Genomic DNA, 15,140 nt, shown 5'->3' with positions numbered 1-15,140 from the left:
GCCTCGAAGGAGGCCTCCCGGTATCGGGCGGCTGGCTGGAGGTCTCCATCGAGGCCCAGCGATCTTCGATCGCCGGGCACCTCAGGATGAGGGCGTGGGTGGGATGATCGATTCTGTACGCCGCCCGTAATGAAGAACGAAAGCCGGCTCTGCGAACGCATGGATCGGTGACCGTCCAAGGTGAGGAAAGGTCCGAACACAATGACCGATGTCGTGATCACCGGTGCGGTGCGCACCGCGATCGGCACCTTCGGGGGCTCGCTCGCCGCGATCCCGCCGGCCGAGCTGGCGGCCCGATGCGTGGCGGAGGCGCTCAAGCGCGCCAGGACCGCGCCCGAGGCGGTCGGCCATGTGGTTCTGGGCAACGTCATCCCGACGGAGCCGCGGGACGCCTATATCGCCCGGGTCGCGGCCATTGAGGGCGGGGTGCCGAAGGAAGTGCCGGCGCTCACGGTCAACCGCCTGTGCGGCAGCGGCCTGCAGGCGATCGTCTCGGCCGCCCAGGTAATCATGCTGGGCGATGCGGAGGTTGCGGTCGCCGGTGGCGCCGAGAGCATGAGCCGCTCGCCGCACCTGCTGAAGACCGGCCGCTTCGGCCAGCGGATGGGCGACGCCGCCCTGGTCGACTACATGGTCGGCGTGCTCAACGACCCGTTCGGCCACGGCCATATGGGCGTCACCGCCGAGAATGTCGCCGAGCGCTACGGCATCTCCCGCACCATGCAGGACGATTTCGCCGCCGAGAGCCAGGTCAGGGCCGCGCGCGCGATCCGCGAGGGCCGGTTCCGCGACCAGATTCTGCCGGTCGAGGTCCAGCGCAAGCGCGAGACCGTGGCGTTCGACACCGACGAGCACCCGAAGGCCACCAGCGCCGAGGATCTCGCCAAGCTCCGCCCGGCCTTCTCCAAGACCGGCAGCGTCACCGCCGGCAACGCGTCCGGCCTCAACGACGGCGCCGCGATCGTGGTACTGGCGAGTGCGCCCGCGGCCGAGCGGGACGGGTCGAGGCCGCTCGCCCGGATCGTCGGCTACGCCCATGCCGGGGTCGATCCCTCCGAGATGGGCATGGGTCCGGTGCCGGCCGTGCAGCGCTTGCTGGAACGCACCGGCCTGCGCGCCGCCGATTTCGACGTGATCGAATCGAACGAGGCCTTCGCGGCCCAGGCCTGCGCGGTCTCCCGCGCCCTCGACCTCGACCCCGACAAGGTCAACGTGAATGGCGGCGCCATCGCGCTCGGCCATCCCCTGGGCGCCACGGGGGCGATCGTCACCGTGAAGGCGCTCTACGAGCTGGCCCGGGTGAACGGCCGCTATGGGCTCGTCACGATGTGCATCGGCGGCGGCCAAGGCATCGCCATGGCGATCGAGCGGCTGCACTGAGATGGCGGGCCTGTTCGATCTCACCGGCCGGCACGTTCTGGTCACCGGCGCGTCGAGCGGCCTCGGCCGCCACTTCGCCGTCACGCTGGCCAGGGCCGGCGCCCGCCTGTCGCTCGGCGCCCGCCGCGCCGACGCGCTCGCCGAGACCGTCGCCCGGGTCGAAGGGGAGGGGGGCGAGGCGCACGCCATCGTCCTGGACGTGACCGAGGCCGCGAGCGTCGAGCAGGCCCTCGATGCCGCCGAGGCGCGGTTCGGGCCCGTGTCGGTGCTCATCAACAATGCCGGCGTCACCGCAACGAAACCGGCTCTCGACCTCGACGAGGCCGCATGGGATTTCGTGCTCGACACGAATCTGAAGGGTGTCTGGCTGGTGGCGCAGGCGACCGGGCGGCGCATGGTCCGGCACGGGGCCGGCGGCAGCATCGTCAACATCGCGTCGATCCTGGGCCTGCGGGTCACCGGCGGCTTGGCGCCCTACGCCGCCTCGAAGGCCGGCGTCGTGCAGCTCACCAAGAGCCTGGCGCTCGAATGGGCGCGCCACGGGATCCGGGTGAATGCGCTCGCGCCCGGCTACATCGCCACCGAGCTGAACGACGCGTTCTTCGAGTCCGAGCCCGGCAAGGCGCTGATCAAGCGCGTGCCGCAGCGCCGTCTGGGCGAGGCGTCCGAGCTCGACGGGCCGCTCCTGCTGCTGGCGTCGGATGCCGGGTCGTACATGACCGGCAGCGTCATCGCGGTCGACGGCGGCCACCTCGTGTCGGGTCTTTAGCCGATGGAACAGGAGCGGCTGCGTGACTGGATCGCCGAGCATCTCGGCTGTCCGGACCTCGCCATCGAGGAAATTCGGCCGCTGGGGGGCGGCTCGATCCAGGAGAACCGGCTGGTTCAGTGCCGGATCGGCGACACGGCGCGGGCCTTCGTGCTCCGGATGGACGCCGCCGCGACCATCGCGTCGAGCCGTTCGCGGGCGGAGGAGTTCCGTATCCTGGAGGCGGTCTGGCGGGCCGGCGTGCGCGTGCCGGAACCGGTCGGGTTCTGCGACGATCCCGCCGTGGTCGGCGCCCCCTTCGCGCTGATGGGCCTGGTCGAGGGCGTGGGTCTCGGGCCGCGCATCGTCAAGGATCTCTCTCTCGGCGGCGACCGGGAGGTTCTGGCCGAGACGCTCGGCCGGGAACTCGCCCGGATCCACGGTGCTCTCGACCCGCGGGAGCCGCCCGCTGGGCTGGCCTTCCTGGGGGCGCCCGAGGCGCAGCCGGCGCGCGCCGAGATCGCGCGCCTGCGCGCCAGCCTCGACGGGATCGGCGCCAAGCGCCCGGCGATCGAGTGGGGACTGCGCTGGGGCGAGGTCCGGGCGCTGGATTGTCCGTCGCCGGCCCTGGTGCATCGGGATTTCCGAACCGGAAACTACATGGTCGACGGATCCGGGCTCACCGCGATCCTCGATTGGGAGTTTGCCGGCTGGGGCGATCCCGCGCAGGATCTCGGCTGGTTCTGCGCCGCCTGCTGGCGCTTCGGGCGGCCGGATCTCGAGGCCGGCGGCATCGGCTCCCGGGCGGCGTTCTACCGGGGCTACACGCAGGAGAGCGGGCGCGCGATCGACCCCGCGAGCGTCGCCTATTGGGAGGTGCTGGCGCATCTGCGCTGGGCGGTGATCGCCCTGGAACAGGGCGCCCGCCACGTGTCGGGCCGGGAATTCTCCCTGGAGCTGGCCCTCACCGGCCGGATGGTGCCGGAGCTGGAACGCACGATCCTGCGGGCGACCGCCCCGGAAAGCTGGAACTGAGCATGCAGGACGAACCCTCCGGCGCCGCGCTCCTCGACGCCGCCCGCCGGGCGCTCACCGAGGAGGTCGTCCCGGGCCTCGCCGGCCGGCCGCGCTACGTCGCCCTGATGGTGGCCAACGCGATCGGCATCGCCGCCCGCGAGCTCGCTCAGGCAGGTCGGCTGAAGGACGCCGGCACGCGGGTCCTGGGCAGCCCGGGCGATGACGCGCTGGACGATCTGGTCCGGGCGATCCGGGCCGGCGCGCGCGATGCCGACCCGGAGTTGCACGATGCGCTCAGCGCCGCCGCGGATGCCGCCGCCGACATCTGGAAGCCGGCGAAAGCGGGCGCCTGACGTCTCAGAGCGCCCGGGCCTGCTCGCGCAGGACGAATTTCTGGATCTTGCCGGTCGAGGTCTTGGGCAGGGGGCCGAACACCACCGTCCTGGGCACCTTGAACCGCGCCATCCGCTCCCGGCAGAACGCGATCAGCTCCTGATCGCTGGGGGACGCCGCGCCCGGCTTCATCTCGAGGAACGCGCAGGGGCTCTCGCCCCAGGTCGCGTCCGGACGCGCAACCACGGCGGCCAGCATCACCGCGGGGTGGCGCATCAGCACCTCCTCGACCTCCAGGCTGGAGATGTTCTCCCCGCCCGAGATGATGATGTCCTTGGCCCGGTCCTTGATCTCGACGGCGCCGTCGGGGTGCCAGACGGCGAGGTCGCCGGTGCGGTACCAGCCGCCGGCGAGCGCCTTCGCGGTGGCGTCGGGATTGCCGAGATAGCCCTTCATGACCGTGTTGCCGCGCAGGCAGATCTCCCCGACGGTCAGCCCGTCCTGCGGCACCGGCCGGTCGGTGTCCGGGTCGACCACGATGGCGGCTTCGAGGGTGGCGAGGGGTACGCCCTGGCGGGCCATCCGGGCGTAGCGGTCGTCGTCCGGCAGGTCGGCCCAGTCGGGCTGCTCCAGGCAGACGGTCGCCGGGCCGTAGCTCTCGGTGGCGCCGTAGAGATGCGTGACCTGGAAGCCGAGCTCCTCCATCGTGCGGATGATCGTCGAGGACGGAGCTGCGCCGCCGACCGCGCAGCGCACCCGCTGCGGAAACGGCACGCGATCCGAGGCCGGGGCGTGGGCGATGATCGAGAGCACGATCGGCGCGCCGCAGAGATGCGTCACCCCATGCTCGGCGATCAGCGAAAAAATCGCCGCCGGCTCGACCTTGCGCAGGCAGATCTGGGTGGCGCAGGCCGCGACGCTCGCCCAGGGATAGGACCAGCCGCTGCAATGAAACATCGGCAGGGTCCAGAGATACACGCTCTCGCCCGTGAGCCCGAAGGTGACGGCGTTGCCGAGCGCCTGGAGATAGGCGCCGCGATGGCTGTAGACCGCACCCTTCGGGTCGCCGGTGGTGCCCGAGGTGTAGAGCAGGCAGAGCGACTGCCACTCGTCCGCCGGGCCGGGCCAGGCATAGTCCGGGTCGCCCTCCGCGAGCACGGTCTCGTAGGGAATTGCGCCGGCGATGCCGCTGGCGCCGATCTCCACCACCAGGATCGGCCCGGCTCGGTCGGCGAGCGCCCGGGCGGCGAGAGCCCCGTACTCGGCCTCGACGATCAGCACCCGGGCGCCGCCATGGTCCAGGGAGAACGCGATCGTCGCCGGATCGAGGCGGGTGTTCAGCGGGTTCAGCACGGCGCCGAGCATCGGCACGGCGAAATGCGCCTCGATCATCTCCGCCACGTTCGGCGCGAGGATCGCCACCGTGTCGAGCCGCCCGATCCCCCGCGTAGCCAGCCCCGAGGCGAGGCGGCGGCAGCGGCGATACAGGTCGGCGTAGGTCAGGCGCCGCGCTCCGTCGATGACCGCAATTCGGGCCCCGACCGAGGCGGCCGCCCGGGCGAGCAGGCTGGCGGGGGTTAGCGGGACGTCATTCGCGGGGGTCCGGTCGAGGCCGGTCTCGAACGAATGACGGGCGGATTCCTGGGCGCCCGCGCGGGGCGGATCTGTCTCCGTCATCTCTCGGCCTTCTGATCGGGCGTCTGGCGTGGCGTGCGCGTGACCAAGAGATGACGTCGCGCCCCGCCGGACTGTCAATCGCCGCGTTGGTTACAGGCGGGGCCTGTCATCATCCCCTTGCACGGATGCGGAAACCTGTCGGGCCGATCGGTTGTTCTGTCAGGCCGCGGCGGTTGACGAGGCCGCCGCCCTGGCGGATGCCGGGGGTGCTGCCCGTCGCGGCGGCGGCACGGTCGAAACGCGGGAGAGGCTTGTGAAGGACGACAACCTGCCGATGGTCTCGCCGCAGGCCGGGCGCGATCTCGCCGAAGGCAGCCTCGCCCGGGTCCGCGAGGCCTACGAACACTTCGCGGAGGCCGGCGAGATGGCGCTCAACGCCTTCGAGACCTCGATTGCGCAGAGCTTCGAAGGTTGGCGCTCGGTCATGGGCTCGAGCCGTGAGACGGCGCACCAGCTCTCCGACAGCAACGTCGCGGGCGCCCGGAGGATGCGCGAGCAATGGGACGCCGCCGGCGCGCGGCTCTACAACGCCTTCGAGGACAATGCCGCGCACACGATGGCCGCCATGCGGGAGATCGGGCACCGCATGCTGGTCGCCTCGGACACCAATGTCCGCGCCTCCCTCGACTTCGCCGAGCGGCTGGCCAAGGCGGCCGATGCCCGCGAGATGGCGGCGCTGCACGTCACGTTCATGCAGGAGCAGTCGCGTCGCCTGACCGACCAGATGGTCGACCTGCACCAGACGACCAGCCGCCTCGCCCGCGAGGCCGCGTCGCGCACGGAAACCCCGTGACCGCGCTGGCTGCCGAGCGCGTGGCGGCACCCGAATCCATGCCGCGACTCGACGACCTCAGCCGCGCCGACGTGCCGTTCCGGACCGGCCATTTCGCGGCCTACGCGCCCCACGATTTCCACCGCATCGCCTATGTCGAATGGGGCGACCCGGACAGCCCGCACGTGGTCGTCTGCGTCCACGGTCTCAGCCGGCAGGGCCGGGATTTCGACCCGCTCGGCTATAAGCTGGCGAAGATGGGCTACCGGGTCGTGTGCCCGGACCTGCCCGGGCGGGGCTTGAGCGGCTGGCTCAAGGATCCGGAACTCTACGGCCTGCCCCAATACGCGGCCGACATGGCCGCGCTGATCGGGCATCTGCGGATCAGCGGGAAGATTGACTGGGTCGGCACGTCGCTCGGCGGCCTCACCGGCATGGTGCTGGCCGCCGCGGCCAACACCCCGATCCGCCGGATGGTCATCAACGATATCGGACCGTTCCTGCCCTGGGCGCCGATCCGCCACATCGGCACGCGGCTGCGCGACGCGCCGCGCCTCCACCACAACCTAGCGTCTGGCGAATCGCGCCTGCGGACCGTGCTGTCGGATTTCGGCCCGCTCACGGACGAACAGTGGCGCCACATCGCCAAGCACAGCTTCTTCCCGGAGCCCAACGGCGGCTGGCGGCCCCATTACGATCCCGGCATCGGCGACGCGTTCCGGCCAGGGCGGGTCTACAGCGTCAGCATGTGGCGCGACTGGGACGCGATCACCTGCCCGGTCCTGCTGCTGCGGGGCGAGCATTCGGAACTGCTCCTCGCCTCCACGGCGGACGAGATGACCCGCCGCGGACCGCCCACCGAGCGCGTCGAGATCCCGGATTGCGGGCACGCACCGGCTCTGCTCGACGCGGATCAACTACGCATCGTCACCGATTGGCTCGGTCCCGCCGCCTGAGCGGAGGGCCTAGCACAGATCGAAGTCCGGTCGATGGGGCGTGCGCCAGTTTAGACAAAAGCGAATCACTTGGGCCGCAGGCAATCGCGCGCAGTCGATCATTCCCGGAAAGTCCCGACCGGCGTAGTCGTTTTCCTCAAAATTGGTCGGTCGCCGATCTGTGTGTCGATCGCCTTGGCACGATTGCGAAACCGAGGTGGCTATGTTCGCTCTGCATGGTGGCACAAGCGTGACCATTCGTTGCGCACTCGGCTGCACTATGGCACTAACATGCGTCACGTTTGGACCTTAGCCGCGTGATGTTGCACCTTTGGGTTGTGAACGGCGGCCAAGGTCTGACGACCACGATTGCCGCAACCTGAAGAAGTTCGGACTTTTCATCATGTCCAACCCCACCCCCAAGCCGAAGCAGACCACGGCCATCGATCACGGGGTCGGCAGCCGGATCGCGTTCCTGCGGGCGGCCAACGGGCTGAGCCAGTCCGCCCTGGCCAGTGCATTGGGCGTCAGCTTCCAGCAGGTTCAGAAATACGAGACCGGCAAGAACCGCGTCGGAGCCGGGCGGCTCCAGGCGATCGCCGAGCGCCTCGGCGTTCCGGTGTCGAGTTTCTTCGAGCCGGAGCCGGAAGCGTCGAGCGAGAACGGCCCGGCCCTGCTCCGGGTCGCCGGGGCCGTGGAACTGCTGCGGGCCTACAATCAGATCGGCGACGACCAGATGCGCCGCGATGTCATCGCGCTGGTGAAGTCCGCGGCCCGGATCGGCCATGCCACCGCCCCCGCGGACGGCGCGGCGCAGAAGGCTTCGACCAACGGTGCCGCGCCGTCAGCCTGAACCCGGCAGCCGCCGCCGGTTGACCGGCACCACTCCCCGCCACACGTCGTCTCGCGATCCTGATTCGAGAGGCGACGGCGATGGCGGCTCTGCACCTGACGAACCTCTACGCCGATCTCGACCTTGGAGCCTCCGAGGAGGTCGTCACCATCCTGCACGCGGCGCCCGGCTTGCGGGTCGAGCGCATCGTCTCGACCGGGCAGGCTAGCCCGCCGGGTTTCCATTACGATCAGCCCCATGCCGAATGGGTGGCGGTGCTGGCGGGGTCCGCCGCGCTGCGCTTCGCCGATGAGGCCGCGCCGCGCACGCTGTCGGCGGGCGATAGCGTGCTGATCGAGCCCCATCGTCGGCACCGGGTCGAGCGCACCGATTCGCCGACAATCTGGCTGGCGATTCATTTTGGCCCTGAGGTCGGGGCGGAGCCTCAACCCTGACGCGTTGTCAGGCCGCGAAGCGCGCCAGGGCCACCGCGGTGTCGCCGTAGACCCGACGCTCCAGCGCGGTGAAGCCCTCGGGCCATGCGGGCTGGACGCCCTCGGCCTCTTCCACGACGGCCAGGGCACCCGGGGCGAGCCAGGCCCCAGCGGCAGCGCTCGCCAGCGCTTCGGGCGCCAAGCCGCGATTGTACGGAGGATCGCAGAAGACGAGCGAGAACGGCGCCGTGGTGCCGACCGGCCCGAGGCGGGTCGCGTCGCGCCGGAACAGCCGGGTCACGCCTTCCGCGCCGAAGGCCTCGATGTTCGAGCGAATCACAGCGCGCGCCTCGGCGCCCTCATCGACCAGGAGGGCGTAGGAAGCGCCGCGGGACAGCGCCTCGAAACCCAGCGCGCCGGTTCCCGCGAACAGGTCGAGCACCCGCGCGCCCACGACCACGTCGTCGTAGGCATGGGTCAGGACGTTGAACAGGGATTCGCGCAACCGGTCCGAAGTCGGGCGGATCGCATCGGTGCGCGGCGTCGCCAGCTTGCGGCCGCGCCACGCACCGCCGACGATCCTCATCGGCCTCCGCGCGGCGGACGCCCGCCGCCAGCGCCACCCGGTCTCGCGCCACCGGGCTTGCCACCGCCCTTGAAGCCGCCCGGACGTCCGCCGGGCTTGGCGCCCGGGCCCTTTCCCACAAAACCGCCGGGCGCCTTGCCGCCGAAGCCGCCGCCGCTCTTGCCGGCGAAACCGCCGGGCTTGCCGCCCGGGCGCGATCCACCGCCGGGCTTCGCGCCGCCGAAAGCGGGCTTGCCCCCGGGGCCGGACCGCTCGCTCCGGAAGCCCCCGCCACCGCGCGGGGCGCCCTCGGCCGACGCTCCGGCGAACGGGCGATCCCGGCGTCCGGCCGGCTTCGCGTCGCGGCGATCGTCGCGCCGGGCGTCGTCGCGCGGACCGGACGCGCTCCGCGCCGAATCGCGCGGTCCCGAACGGTCCCCATAGCTCGGCCGCTCGCCCGGACCGCGATCGCTCCGCGCCGACGGTCCGCCTCTATCCCAGCCGCCACGTTCCGGACGGCCCGCCGCGCTGCGCTGGCCGCCCTCGGGGGCGCCGCGATCGGCGTAACGCCGACGCGGCTTCTCCTCTTGGACCGGCTCGACCGGGCTCGGAGCGAGGCGCTCGACGACGACCCGGCGGTCGCCCTTCTGGAATGAGCCGACCCGCTCATGGCCGCGCTCGGCCGCGGCCGCCTGTGACGCGCGGGGATCGGCGCCCCGGCGCGGGACACGGGCGGCCCGCGGCTTACCGGTCTCCTCCTCGGCCCGCCAGGCGGATTTGCGCGGGCCGGAGCCGACCCCGCCGGTCGAGACCCGGGGTGCCGGCGCGGGGCGCGCGGCGTTGCGGGTGCCGGCGGGCGCCGGGGCGCGCTCGGCCTTCTTGGAGCTGCCGAAGGCGCCGATCGGCTCGCGGACCGGGCTCTCGAAATCCACTCCGGCCTGCTCCGCGAGCGCCTTGCCGAGCTGGTCCTTGAGGACGCGCATGCGCACTTCCTCGACGAGGCCGACTTCCAGATCGCCCAGCTGGAACGGACCGAAGGACAGCCGGATCAGCCGGTTCACCGACAGGCCCAGATGTTCGAGGATCCGCTTGACCTCGCGGTTCTTGCCCTCGCGCAGACCGAGCGTCAGCCAGAGATTGTCGCCCTGGACCCGGTCCAGCGTCGCCTCCACCGGGCCGTACTCCATCCCGTCGATGGTCACGCCCTTGGCGAGCTTGTCGAGCTGCGCCTGATCGGTGTCGCCGTGGGCGCGGACGCGGTAGCGGCGCAGCCAGCCCGTGTCGGGATGGGCGATCACTTTCGCGAGACCGCCATCGTTGGTGAGCAGCAGCAGGCCCTCGGTGTTGATGTCGAGCCGGCCGACCGCCACGACCCGGGGCAGATCCTCGGGCAGGACCTCGAAGACCGTCTGGCGGCCTTCCGGATCGCGCGCCGTGGTGACGAGGCCGCGCGGCTTGTGGAAGATCCACAGGCGGCTGCGCTCGCGCGCCGGCATGCGCTCGCCGTCGATCAGGATCGTGTCGTCGTCGGTGACGTTGCGCGCGGGCGAGGTCAGCGTCTCGCCGTTGACGCTGACGCGCCCGGCCAGGATCATCGCCTCGGCGTCGCGCCGCGACGCGATCCCGGCCCGGGCCATCGCCTTGGCGATGCGCTCGCCGGGCGGTGTGGCCGCTTCGCCGTCGGCCTCCGCAAGCTCGGGCACGGGCTCGGCCGGGACGGAGGGCCGGGGCGGTTTCGGCTCGCTCGCGGACGGCTGGCCCTTCGGCGGCGTCGCGGATTCGCTGCCCGCATCGGTCGCGGGCGTCCAGCGCTCGGTTCGCGTGGTCTCAGCGTCCGGCTGGGCGAAAGCCCCCGGACCGTCGTCTTTCGGCAAGTCACTCATGCGCCGGCCTTACCAGAGCCGGCCCGGACAGGCGAGACGGGTTGAGCGGCGGCAAAGGAATATGCCCCGCCCGAACGCAAAGGGGCGGCCCAAATGGACCGCCCCGGCTCACGCGCCTTTCGGCGCGTCGTTTCAGATTTGCGTCGTTCAGAGTCTCGGAGAGCGCCCGCGCATCACGCCGAACACGGCGGAGATCAGGAACAGGGCGATCGCCACGAAGAACACGATCTTGGCCGCCTCGACGGCCGTGCCGGCGATGCCGCCGAAACCCAGAAGCGCCGCCACGAGAGCGACGACGAGAAACGTGATAGCCCAACCGATCATGGCATCCTCACGAAGTTCAGCCGGTTCAGGATCGAAACCCGCCGGCGGCGGATTCCGATCCCGTCGGGTCAGCGAATTCAGATCTTGTCGGTCGCCGACTTCACGGCGCTCTTGGCATCCCCGACGGTGCCCTGGGCCTTGCCCTTGAGCTCCTGGGCGGCGCCCTCGGTCTTCAGCTTGTCGTTGTTGGTCACGTCACCCAGACCCTGCTTGGCCTTGCCGAGGGCCTCGTTGGCCGCGCCCTTGATCTTGTCGGTGGTGCTGCTCATGGCGTTTCCTTCCGTCCAATCATCTCGCGGCGGCGCCGCAATCGATATGGCAACATCGGTGCTGAGAGGAATGTTCCAGGCATTAACATTGACCTGGATCAGTGTCCGGCGCCGGTCGGTGCCTGTCCCGGCGATGGGGTGATAAACACAGTGGCGGCCGAACCGATCCACCGAGCGGAGCACGAATCCGCGGGCGCCGAAGGGGCGTTCGACCGGGCTTTTGCCGCCGCGCGGGCGGCGGCCGCGGCCGGCGAGGTGCCGGTCGGCGCCGTCGTGGTCCGCGACGGTCGGGTGCTCGCGGTCGCCCATAACCGGCCGCGGGCGCTCCACGACCCGACCGCGCATGCGGAGATCCTGGCGATCCGCGCCGCCTGCGCGGCCCTCGGCGACGAGCGCCTGACCGGCTGCGATCTCTACGTCACCCTGGAGCCCTGCCCGATGTGCGCCGGCGCGATCTCCTTCGCCCGGATCCGGCGGCTCTATTACGGCGCGGCCGACCCCAAGGGCGGCGGGGTCGAGCACGGGCCGCGGGTGTTCAACCAGCCGACCTGCCACCACGCACCGGAGGTCTATGGCGGCTTCCGCGAGACCGAGGCGGCCGAACTCCTGCGCACCTTCTTCGCGGAGCGTCGCACCTGAGGGCTTGAAGACGCGGGCCGTCGCGGCATCCTCAGAGGATCGAACGGAGCGTCCGCCCATGACACCGACCTATTCGCGCGCCCTGATCGTCGGGGCAGGCTCCGGCCTCAGCGCCTCGCTCGCCCGGCTCCTGGCGGCGGACGGGCTGAAGGTCGGGCTCGCGGCCCGCAACGTCGAGAAGCTGTCGGCCCTCGCGGCCGAGACCGGCGCGGCCATCCATGCCTGCGACGCGAGCGACCCGAGCGACGTCGAGGCCCTGTTCGCGCGCCTGGAGCCGGCGCTCCGCGGCGCGCCCGACGTGGTCGTCTACAACGCGAGCGGCCGGCTGCGCGGATTGTTGGTCGATCTCGATCCGGCGGCGGTGGCCCAATCCCTGATGGTCTCCGCCTATGGCGGCTTCCTGGTGGCGCAGGCCGCCGCGCGCCGGATGCTGCCGCACCGGCACGGGGCGATCCTGCTCACCGGCGCCTCGGCGAGCGTGAAGGGCTTTGCCGGCTCGGCGCCCTTCGCCATGGGGAAATTTGCGCTGCGGGGCCTCGGCCAGAGCCTTGCCCGCGAATTGCAGCCGCAGGGCATCCACGTCGCCCACGTGGTGATCGACGGCGCGATCCGGAATCCGGCCCGGGGCGGCGAGCCGCCGGACGCCCCGGACAGCCATCTCGACCCGGACGCGATCGCCCGCGCCTACCGCGACCTGCTGCGCCAGGACCGCAGCGCCTGGACCTCGGAGCTGGAGTTGCGCCCCTGGGTCGAGCGCTTCTGACGCGGTCAGGGATTGACCCGCAGGCCGACCAGGAAGGTGTTGTCGCGGAAGCTCGAGCCCACCGACGTGCTGTCGATCTGCTGGTAGATGTAGGTCCCCCGCAAGGTCAGCCACCGGGTGAAGCGGTAATCGAGCCGCGCGGTAGCTGAGAAGCCGTTCTCCCGGATGGTGCTGCCCTGGTAGTCGTTCTTCAGGAACGAGCCGCCGAACACGATCGACAGGTTGCGCAGCAGATCGTGCTGGAGCTCGACGGTGGCGACCTCGGTGAGGATGCCGCTCGAGCCGAGGATCGTGGTCTCGGTCACGCCCGTCGCCGCGGTGAACCGGACGGTGGTGAGCGGGCTCAGCGACCAGACCAGCGCGGCGTTGACCAGCGGCGCGTCGATGTCCCGCAAGGAGGGATCGACGTAGGAGCGGTGCTGGATGCCGGCCGAGATCTCGCCGGTGATCGAGCGGGCGAGGCCGAAGCTCGCCCCGACCATGAGGGCGATGCCGTCGGAATCGCGGCGGATGCCGTTGGTGTCCCGGCGCAGATCGTAGATTCGGGTATCGCCCAGCAGGTCCACGAAGGGGCTCAGGTCCGGGCTGACCTCGTAGGCGGTGCGCAGCTGCAGGCTGTACTGGTTCAGGTTGCGGTCGGCCTGATTGATGGTCTGGCCGCCTGCGAGCTGGGCGTTGTCGAATTGCGAGCGGTCGACCGAGCCGCGCAGGGTCACGGAGAGCCGGTTGAACGTCTCCGTGGCGCCGAGCGACGCGCCGTAGACGGCGAGCAGCGGCCGGCTCGTCGCCGCGGCGGCCTGAAGGTTGGGGCTCGACGTGCGCTGCGTGTCGACGAGGAAGCGGCCCTCCGCGTCGACGTGCAGGTCGCGGTTGACGTCGATGCGCAGCCGGACGGTGCCGTCCGCGGCCGGCCGGCTGGCGGCCTCGTTCTGCGGCGTCTCCAGGTATGAGCCGCGCAGCGCGCCCTGGAGCGAGCTGGAGGACCAGTCGCTGCGGAAATCCACCGCGGCCTCGGTGCGCAGGGCCACCGATCCCCGGGCGGCCTGCCGGTTGGTCTGGTCCGGGTTCGAATCGTAGCCGATGCTCTGCGCGAAGCTCGGCAGCACCGTGAAGGTGCCGATCCGGTAGCCGATCGGCGCGTAGGCCGGATCGGTCGGGATCGGCCGAGCGAGGTCGGTGCCGAGGATGAATCCCGGCGTCAGCAGACCCAGGGCCGGGGTGATCGCGAAGAGCGGCAGGACGGGGCGCGACGCCAGGACCGGCTGCACCGGCACGCCGACCACGGCCTGCTGGATCACCGGGGTCAGGCGCAGCGCCGGCGCCGGCACCTGCGTGACCTCCTGGGTGACCCTGCGCGTCGGGGAACCGATGCGCCGGGGCGGGGCGGCCCGGGAGCGCAGCAGGCTCGACGGCGTGCGGTTGCTCGGCGCCGTGGTCGATCCGCCGGTGCGCTGGCCGCTGCCGGTGATGCGGGTCCCGAGCTGCGAGAGGCCCGGCTGGCTCTGCGTGGGGATCGCCGGCGAGAGCGGGGACCGCAGGCTGTCGCCCCCGGTCTGCTCGCCGCCCGTCGGGTCTCCGCCGGAGGAAGCACGGCCGTCATCCCGGGACAGGCCGTCGGGGACGCGCCGCCGGAGGGCCGGAAGACCGTTCGGCGCGGTATCCTGTCCGATCCCGGGATTGTCCGGCTGGCCGGTGACCGGGCTGGTCGCGTCGAAGCGCTGGCCGAGGACGGGCGATGCGGCGAGCGCGAGCGTCAGGGCCGCGAGGGCGAGCCTGATGTCCTGCCGTCCCCGCCGATCGGCGCCCGCCATCCGCACCTGATCTTGGCCTCCACCTACGCATCGCGGCCTATGAGGCCGGATCTACAGATCACGCCGGCGCCTCCGAGGTCGTCGGTATGGTTAACGTAAGCTAGCGTCGGCATGGTTAATGCGCCGTCAACGCCGAACCAGCGCGGCACGTCCAGCCGACGGCCAGTCGCTCTTAAATTTCGTTTGCGTGCAAAAGTAGCGATTGAGCTTTTCTCGCAAATCCGGTAGCGTCTGGCAGAATTCGATACGATCCTTACGGGATTGAGCGAACCGGATAGTTGCTACGTCAGAGGTTCAACGTGAGCGATAGCGCTGAAGCTGAGCAGGCCGAACACATTGAGCTGGCGGTCGATATCATCGCGGCCTATGTGTCGAACAATTCGGTGCCGCCCTCGGAACTTCCGGGCCTGATCGGCGGCATTCACGCAGCCCTGAACAGCCTTTCGGCTTCGGGGACGGGGTCTTCGACCGTCGTGGAAAAGATGAGCCCGGCGCAAATCCGGAAGTCTATCACGCACGACCACATCGTCAGTTTCGAAGACGGCAAGCCCTACAAGACCCTGCGGCGTCACCTGACGTTGCGCGGTCTGAGCCCCGAAGCCTACCGCGAGAAATGGGGCCTGCCGCGGGACTACCCGATGACGGCGGCGAGCTATTCGGCGCAGCGCTCCGAGCTGGCCCGCGCCCTCGGCCTCGGCCAGCAGCGTCGCAAGTCCCGCGGTGCGGCAGCGGCCCCCGTGGAGGAAGCCCCCGCCGCC

At 71.0% G+C, this 15,140-nt stretch carries 17 protein-coding genes; 11 read left to right on the top strand and 6 right to left on the bottom strand.

The genetic code is table 11. The features are described from left to right. The first annotated feature begins 201 nt into the window (after nt 1-201). From WYO_RS02855 to WYO_RS02840, 4 genes are read left to right on the top strand one after another with little or no spacing between them, the layout of a single operon-like run. Complete coding sequence (locus WYO_RS02855) at nt 202-1,380, top strand: acetyl-CoA C-acyltransferase family protein (protein ID WP_007558839.1); 1,179 nt, start codon at nt 202-204, stop codon at nt 1,378-1,380. Between the two features lies 1 nt (nt 1,381). Continuing rightward, nucleotides 1,382-2,149, top strand: coding sequence for a glucose 1-dehydrogenase (locus tag WYO_RS02850; RefSeq protein ID WP_007558837.1), 768 nt, complete (start codon nt 1,382-1,384; stop codon nt 2,147-2,149). Nucleotides 2,150-2,152: 3 nt separating this feature from the next. Next, nucleotides 2,153-3,163, top strand: coding sequence for a phosphotransferase family protein (locus WYO_RS02845; RefSeq protein WP_007558835.1), 1,011 nt, complete (start codon nt 2,153-2,155; stop codon nt 3,161-3,163). A 2-nt stretch (nt 3,164-3,165) separates the two neighbouring features. Next, nucleotides 3,166-3,498 carry a DUF6285 domain-containing protein gene (locus tag WYO_RS02840; protein ID WP_007558833.1) on the top strand — a complete coding sequence of 111 codons (333 nt, stop codon included), beginning with the start codon at nt 3,166-3,168 and terminating at the stop codon, nt 3,496-3,498. Nucleotides 3,499-3,502: 4 nt separating this feature from the next. Here WYO_RS02840 and WYO_RS02835 read toward each other — a convergent pair whose 3' ends face one another. Next, a complete protein-coding gene (locus tag WYO_RS02835) occupies nt 3,503-5,155 on the bottom strand; it encodes an AMP-binding protein (protein WP_007558831.1) in 1,653 nt (550 codons plus the stop codon). 253 nt (nt 5,156-5,408) lie between these two features. Between WYO_RS02835 and WYO_RS02830 the strand changes: the two genes are divergently transcribed. From WYO_RS02830 to WYO_RS02815, 4 genes are all read left to right on the top strand, one after another. After that, nucleotides 5,409-5,948 carry a phasin family protein gene (locus tag WYO_RS02830; protein ID WP_007558828.1) on the top strand — a complete coding sequence of 180 codons (540 nt, stop codon included), beginning with the start codon at nt 5,409-5,411 and terminating at the stop codon, nt 5,946-5,948. Beyond that, nucleotides 5,945-6,883: an alpha/beta hydrolase gene (locus WYO_RS02825; protein WP_007558826.1), complete on the top strand. Its 939-nt coding sequence runs from the start codon at nt 5,945-5,947 to the stop codon at nt 6,881-6,883. Before WYO_RS02830 ends, WYO_RS02825 begins: the two co-directional genes overlap by 4 nt. Nucleotides 6,884-7,265: 382 nt before the next feature. Then, a complete protein-coding gene (locus WYO_RS02820) occupies nt 7,266-7,715 on the top strand; it encodes a helix-turn-helix transcriptional regulator (protein WP_007558824.1) in 450 nt (149 codons plus the stop codon). A gap of 80 nt (nt 7,716-7,795) precedes the next feature. Beyond that, a complete protein-coding gene (locus WYO_RS02815) occupies nt 7,796-8,149 on the top strand; it encodes a cupin domain-containing protein (protein WP_007558822.1) in 354 nt (117 codons plus the stop codon). A 7-nt stretch (nt 8,150-8,156) separates the two neighbouring features. Here the strand turns inward: WYO_RS02815 and rsmD are convergent, their stop codons facing one another. The 4 genes from rsmD to WYO_RS02795 form a co-directional block, all read right to left on the bottom strand. Continuing rightward, a complete protein-coding gene (gene rsmD / locus WYO_RS02810) occupies nt 8,157-8,714 on the bottom strand; it encodes a 16S rRNA (guanine(966)-N(2))-methyltransferase RsmD (protein ID WP_007558820.1) in 558 nt (185 codons plus the stop codon). Next, the gene (locus WYO_RS02805) at nt 8,711-10,576 is read right to left on the bottom strand and encodes a pseudouridine synthase (protein WP_007558818.1); all 1,866 of its coding nucleotides are present in this window, start codon (nt 10,574-10,576) and stop codon (nt 8,711-8,713) included. The genes rsmD and WYO_RS02805 overlap by 4 nt, the downstream gene beginning before the upstream one ends. 147 nt (nt 10,577-10,723) lie before the next feature. After that, nucleotides 10,724-10,900, bottom strand: coding sequence for a DUF1328 domain-containing protein (locus WYO_RS29605; protein WP_007558816.1), 177 nt, complete (start codon nt 10,898-10,900; stop codon nt 10,724-10,726). Nucleotides 10,901-10,977: 77 nt separating this feature from the next. Next, nucleotides 10,978-11,169 (bottom strand): CsbD family protein, encoded by a 192-nt coding sequence (locus tag WYO_RS02795; RefSeq protein ID WP_007558814.1) that lies wholly within the window; start codon nt 11,167-11,169, stop codon nt 10,978-10,980. Nucleotides 11,170-11,319: 150 nt separating this feature from the next. Here WYO_RS02795 and WYO_RS02790 point away from each other — a divergent pair, with 150 nt between their 5' ends. Next, a complete protein-coding gene (locus WYO_RS02790; protein ID WP_039902047.1) occupies nt 11,320-11,808 on the top strand; it encodes a nucleoside deaminase in 489 nt (162 codons plus the stop codon). A 58-nt stretch (nt 11,809-11,866) separates the two neighbouring features. Further along, nucleotides 11,867-12,571 carry an SDR family NAD(P)-dependent oxidoreductase gene (locus WYO_RS02785; protein ID WP_007558810.1) on the top strand — a complete coding sequence of 235 codons (705 nt, stop codon included), beginning with the start codon at nt 11,867-11,869 and terminating at the stop codon, nt 12,569-12,571. 5 nt (nt 12,572-12,576) lie between these two features. Here the strand turns inward: WYO_RS02785 and WYO_RS02780 are convergent, their stop codons facing one another. Further along, entirely contained in the window at nt 12,577-14,382 is a 1,806-nt protein-coding gene (locus WYO_RS02780) for an outer membrane beta-barrel protein (RefSeq protein ID WP_007558808.1), read from the bottom strand. Nucleotides 14,383-14,681: 299 nt separating this feature from the next. Here WYO_RS02780 and WYO_RS02775 point away from each other — a divergent pair. After that, on the top strand, nt 14,682-15,140 hold a 459-nt coding region (locus tag WYO_RS02775; protein WP_007558805.1), incomplete at its 3' end, for a MucR family transcriptional regulator.

This window comes from Methylobacterium sp. GXF4 (genome assembly GCF_000272495.1).
GTDB lineage: Bacteria > Pseudomonadota > Alphaproteobacteria > Rhizobiales > Beijerinckiaceae > Methylobacterium > Methylobacterium brachiatum.
Note: the sequence above shows the minus strand (reverse complement) of the source record. Positions and strands in the feature narration are given on the sequence as shown.

What these genes read in the sequence shown, in the direction of transcription:
- WYO_RS02845 (WP_007558835.1), top strand. Translation starts at nt 2,153, where the DNA reads ATGGAACAGGAGCGGCTGCGTGACTGGATCGCCGAGCATCTCGGCTGT.
- WYO_RS02820 (WP_007558824.1), top strand. Translation starts at nt 7,266, where the DNA reads ATGTCCAACCCCACCCCCAAGCCGAAGCAGACCACGGCCATCGATCAC.
- WYO_RS02795 (WP_007558814.1), bottom strand. Translation starts at nt 11,169, where the DNA reads ATGAGCAGCACCACCGACAAGATCAAGGGCGCGGCCAACGAGGCCCTC.
- WYO_RS02840 (WP_007558833.1), top strand. Translation starts at nt 3,166, where the DNA reads ATGCAGGACGAACCCTCCGGCGCCGCGCTCCTCGACGCCGCCCGCCGG.
- WYO_RS02855 (WP_007558839.1), top strand. Translation starts at nt 202, where the DNA reads ATGACCGATGTCGTGATCACCGGTGCGGTGCGCACCGCGATCGGCACC.
- WYO_RS02780 (WP_007558808.1), bottom strand. Translation starts at nt 14,382, where the DNA reads ATGGCGGGCGCCGATCGGCGGGGACGGCAGGACATCAGGCTCGCCCTC.
- WYO_RS02805 (WP_007558818.1), bottom strand. Translation starts at nt 10,576, where the DNA reads ATGAGTGACTTGCCGAAAGACGACGGTCCGGGGGCTTTCGCCCAGCCG.
- WYO_RS02835 (WP_007558831.1), bottom strand. Translation starts at nt 5,155, where the DNA reads ATGACGGAGACAGATCCGCCCCGCGCGGGCGCCCAGGAATCCGCCCGT.
- WYO_RS02785 (WP_007558810.1), top strand. Translation starts at nt 11,867, where the DNA reads ATGACACCGACCTATTCGCGCGCCCTGATCGTCGGGGCAGGCTCCGGC.
- rsmD (WP_007558820.1), bottom strand. Translation starts at nt 8,714, where the DNA reads ATGAGGATCGTCGGCGGTGCGTGGCGCGGCCGCAAGCTGGCGACGCCG.
- WYO_RS02850 (WP_007558837.1), top strand. Translation starts at nt 1,382, where the DNA reads ATGGCGGGCCTGTTCGATCTCACCGGCCGGCACGTTCTGGTCACCGGC.
- WYO_RS02815 (WP_007558822.1), top strand. Translation starts at nt 7,796, where the DNA reads ATGGCGGCTCTGCACCTGACGAACCTCTACGCCGATCTCGACCTTGGA.
- WYO_RS29605 (WP_007558816.1), bottom strand. Translation starts at nt 10,900, where the DNA reads ATGATCGGTTGGGCTATCACGTTTCTCGTCGTCGCTCTCGTGGCGGCG.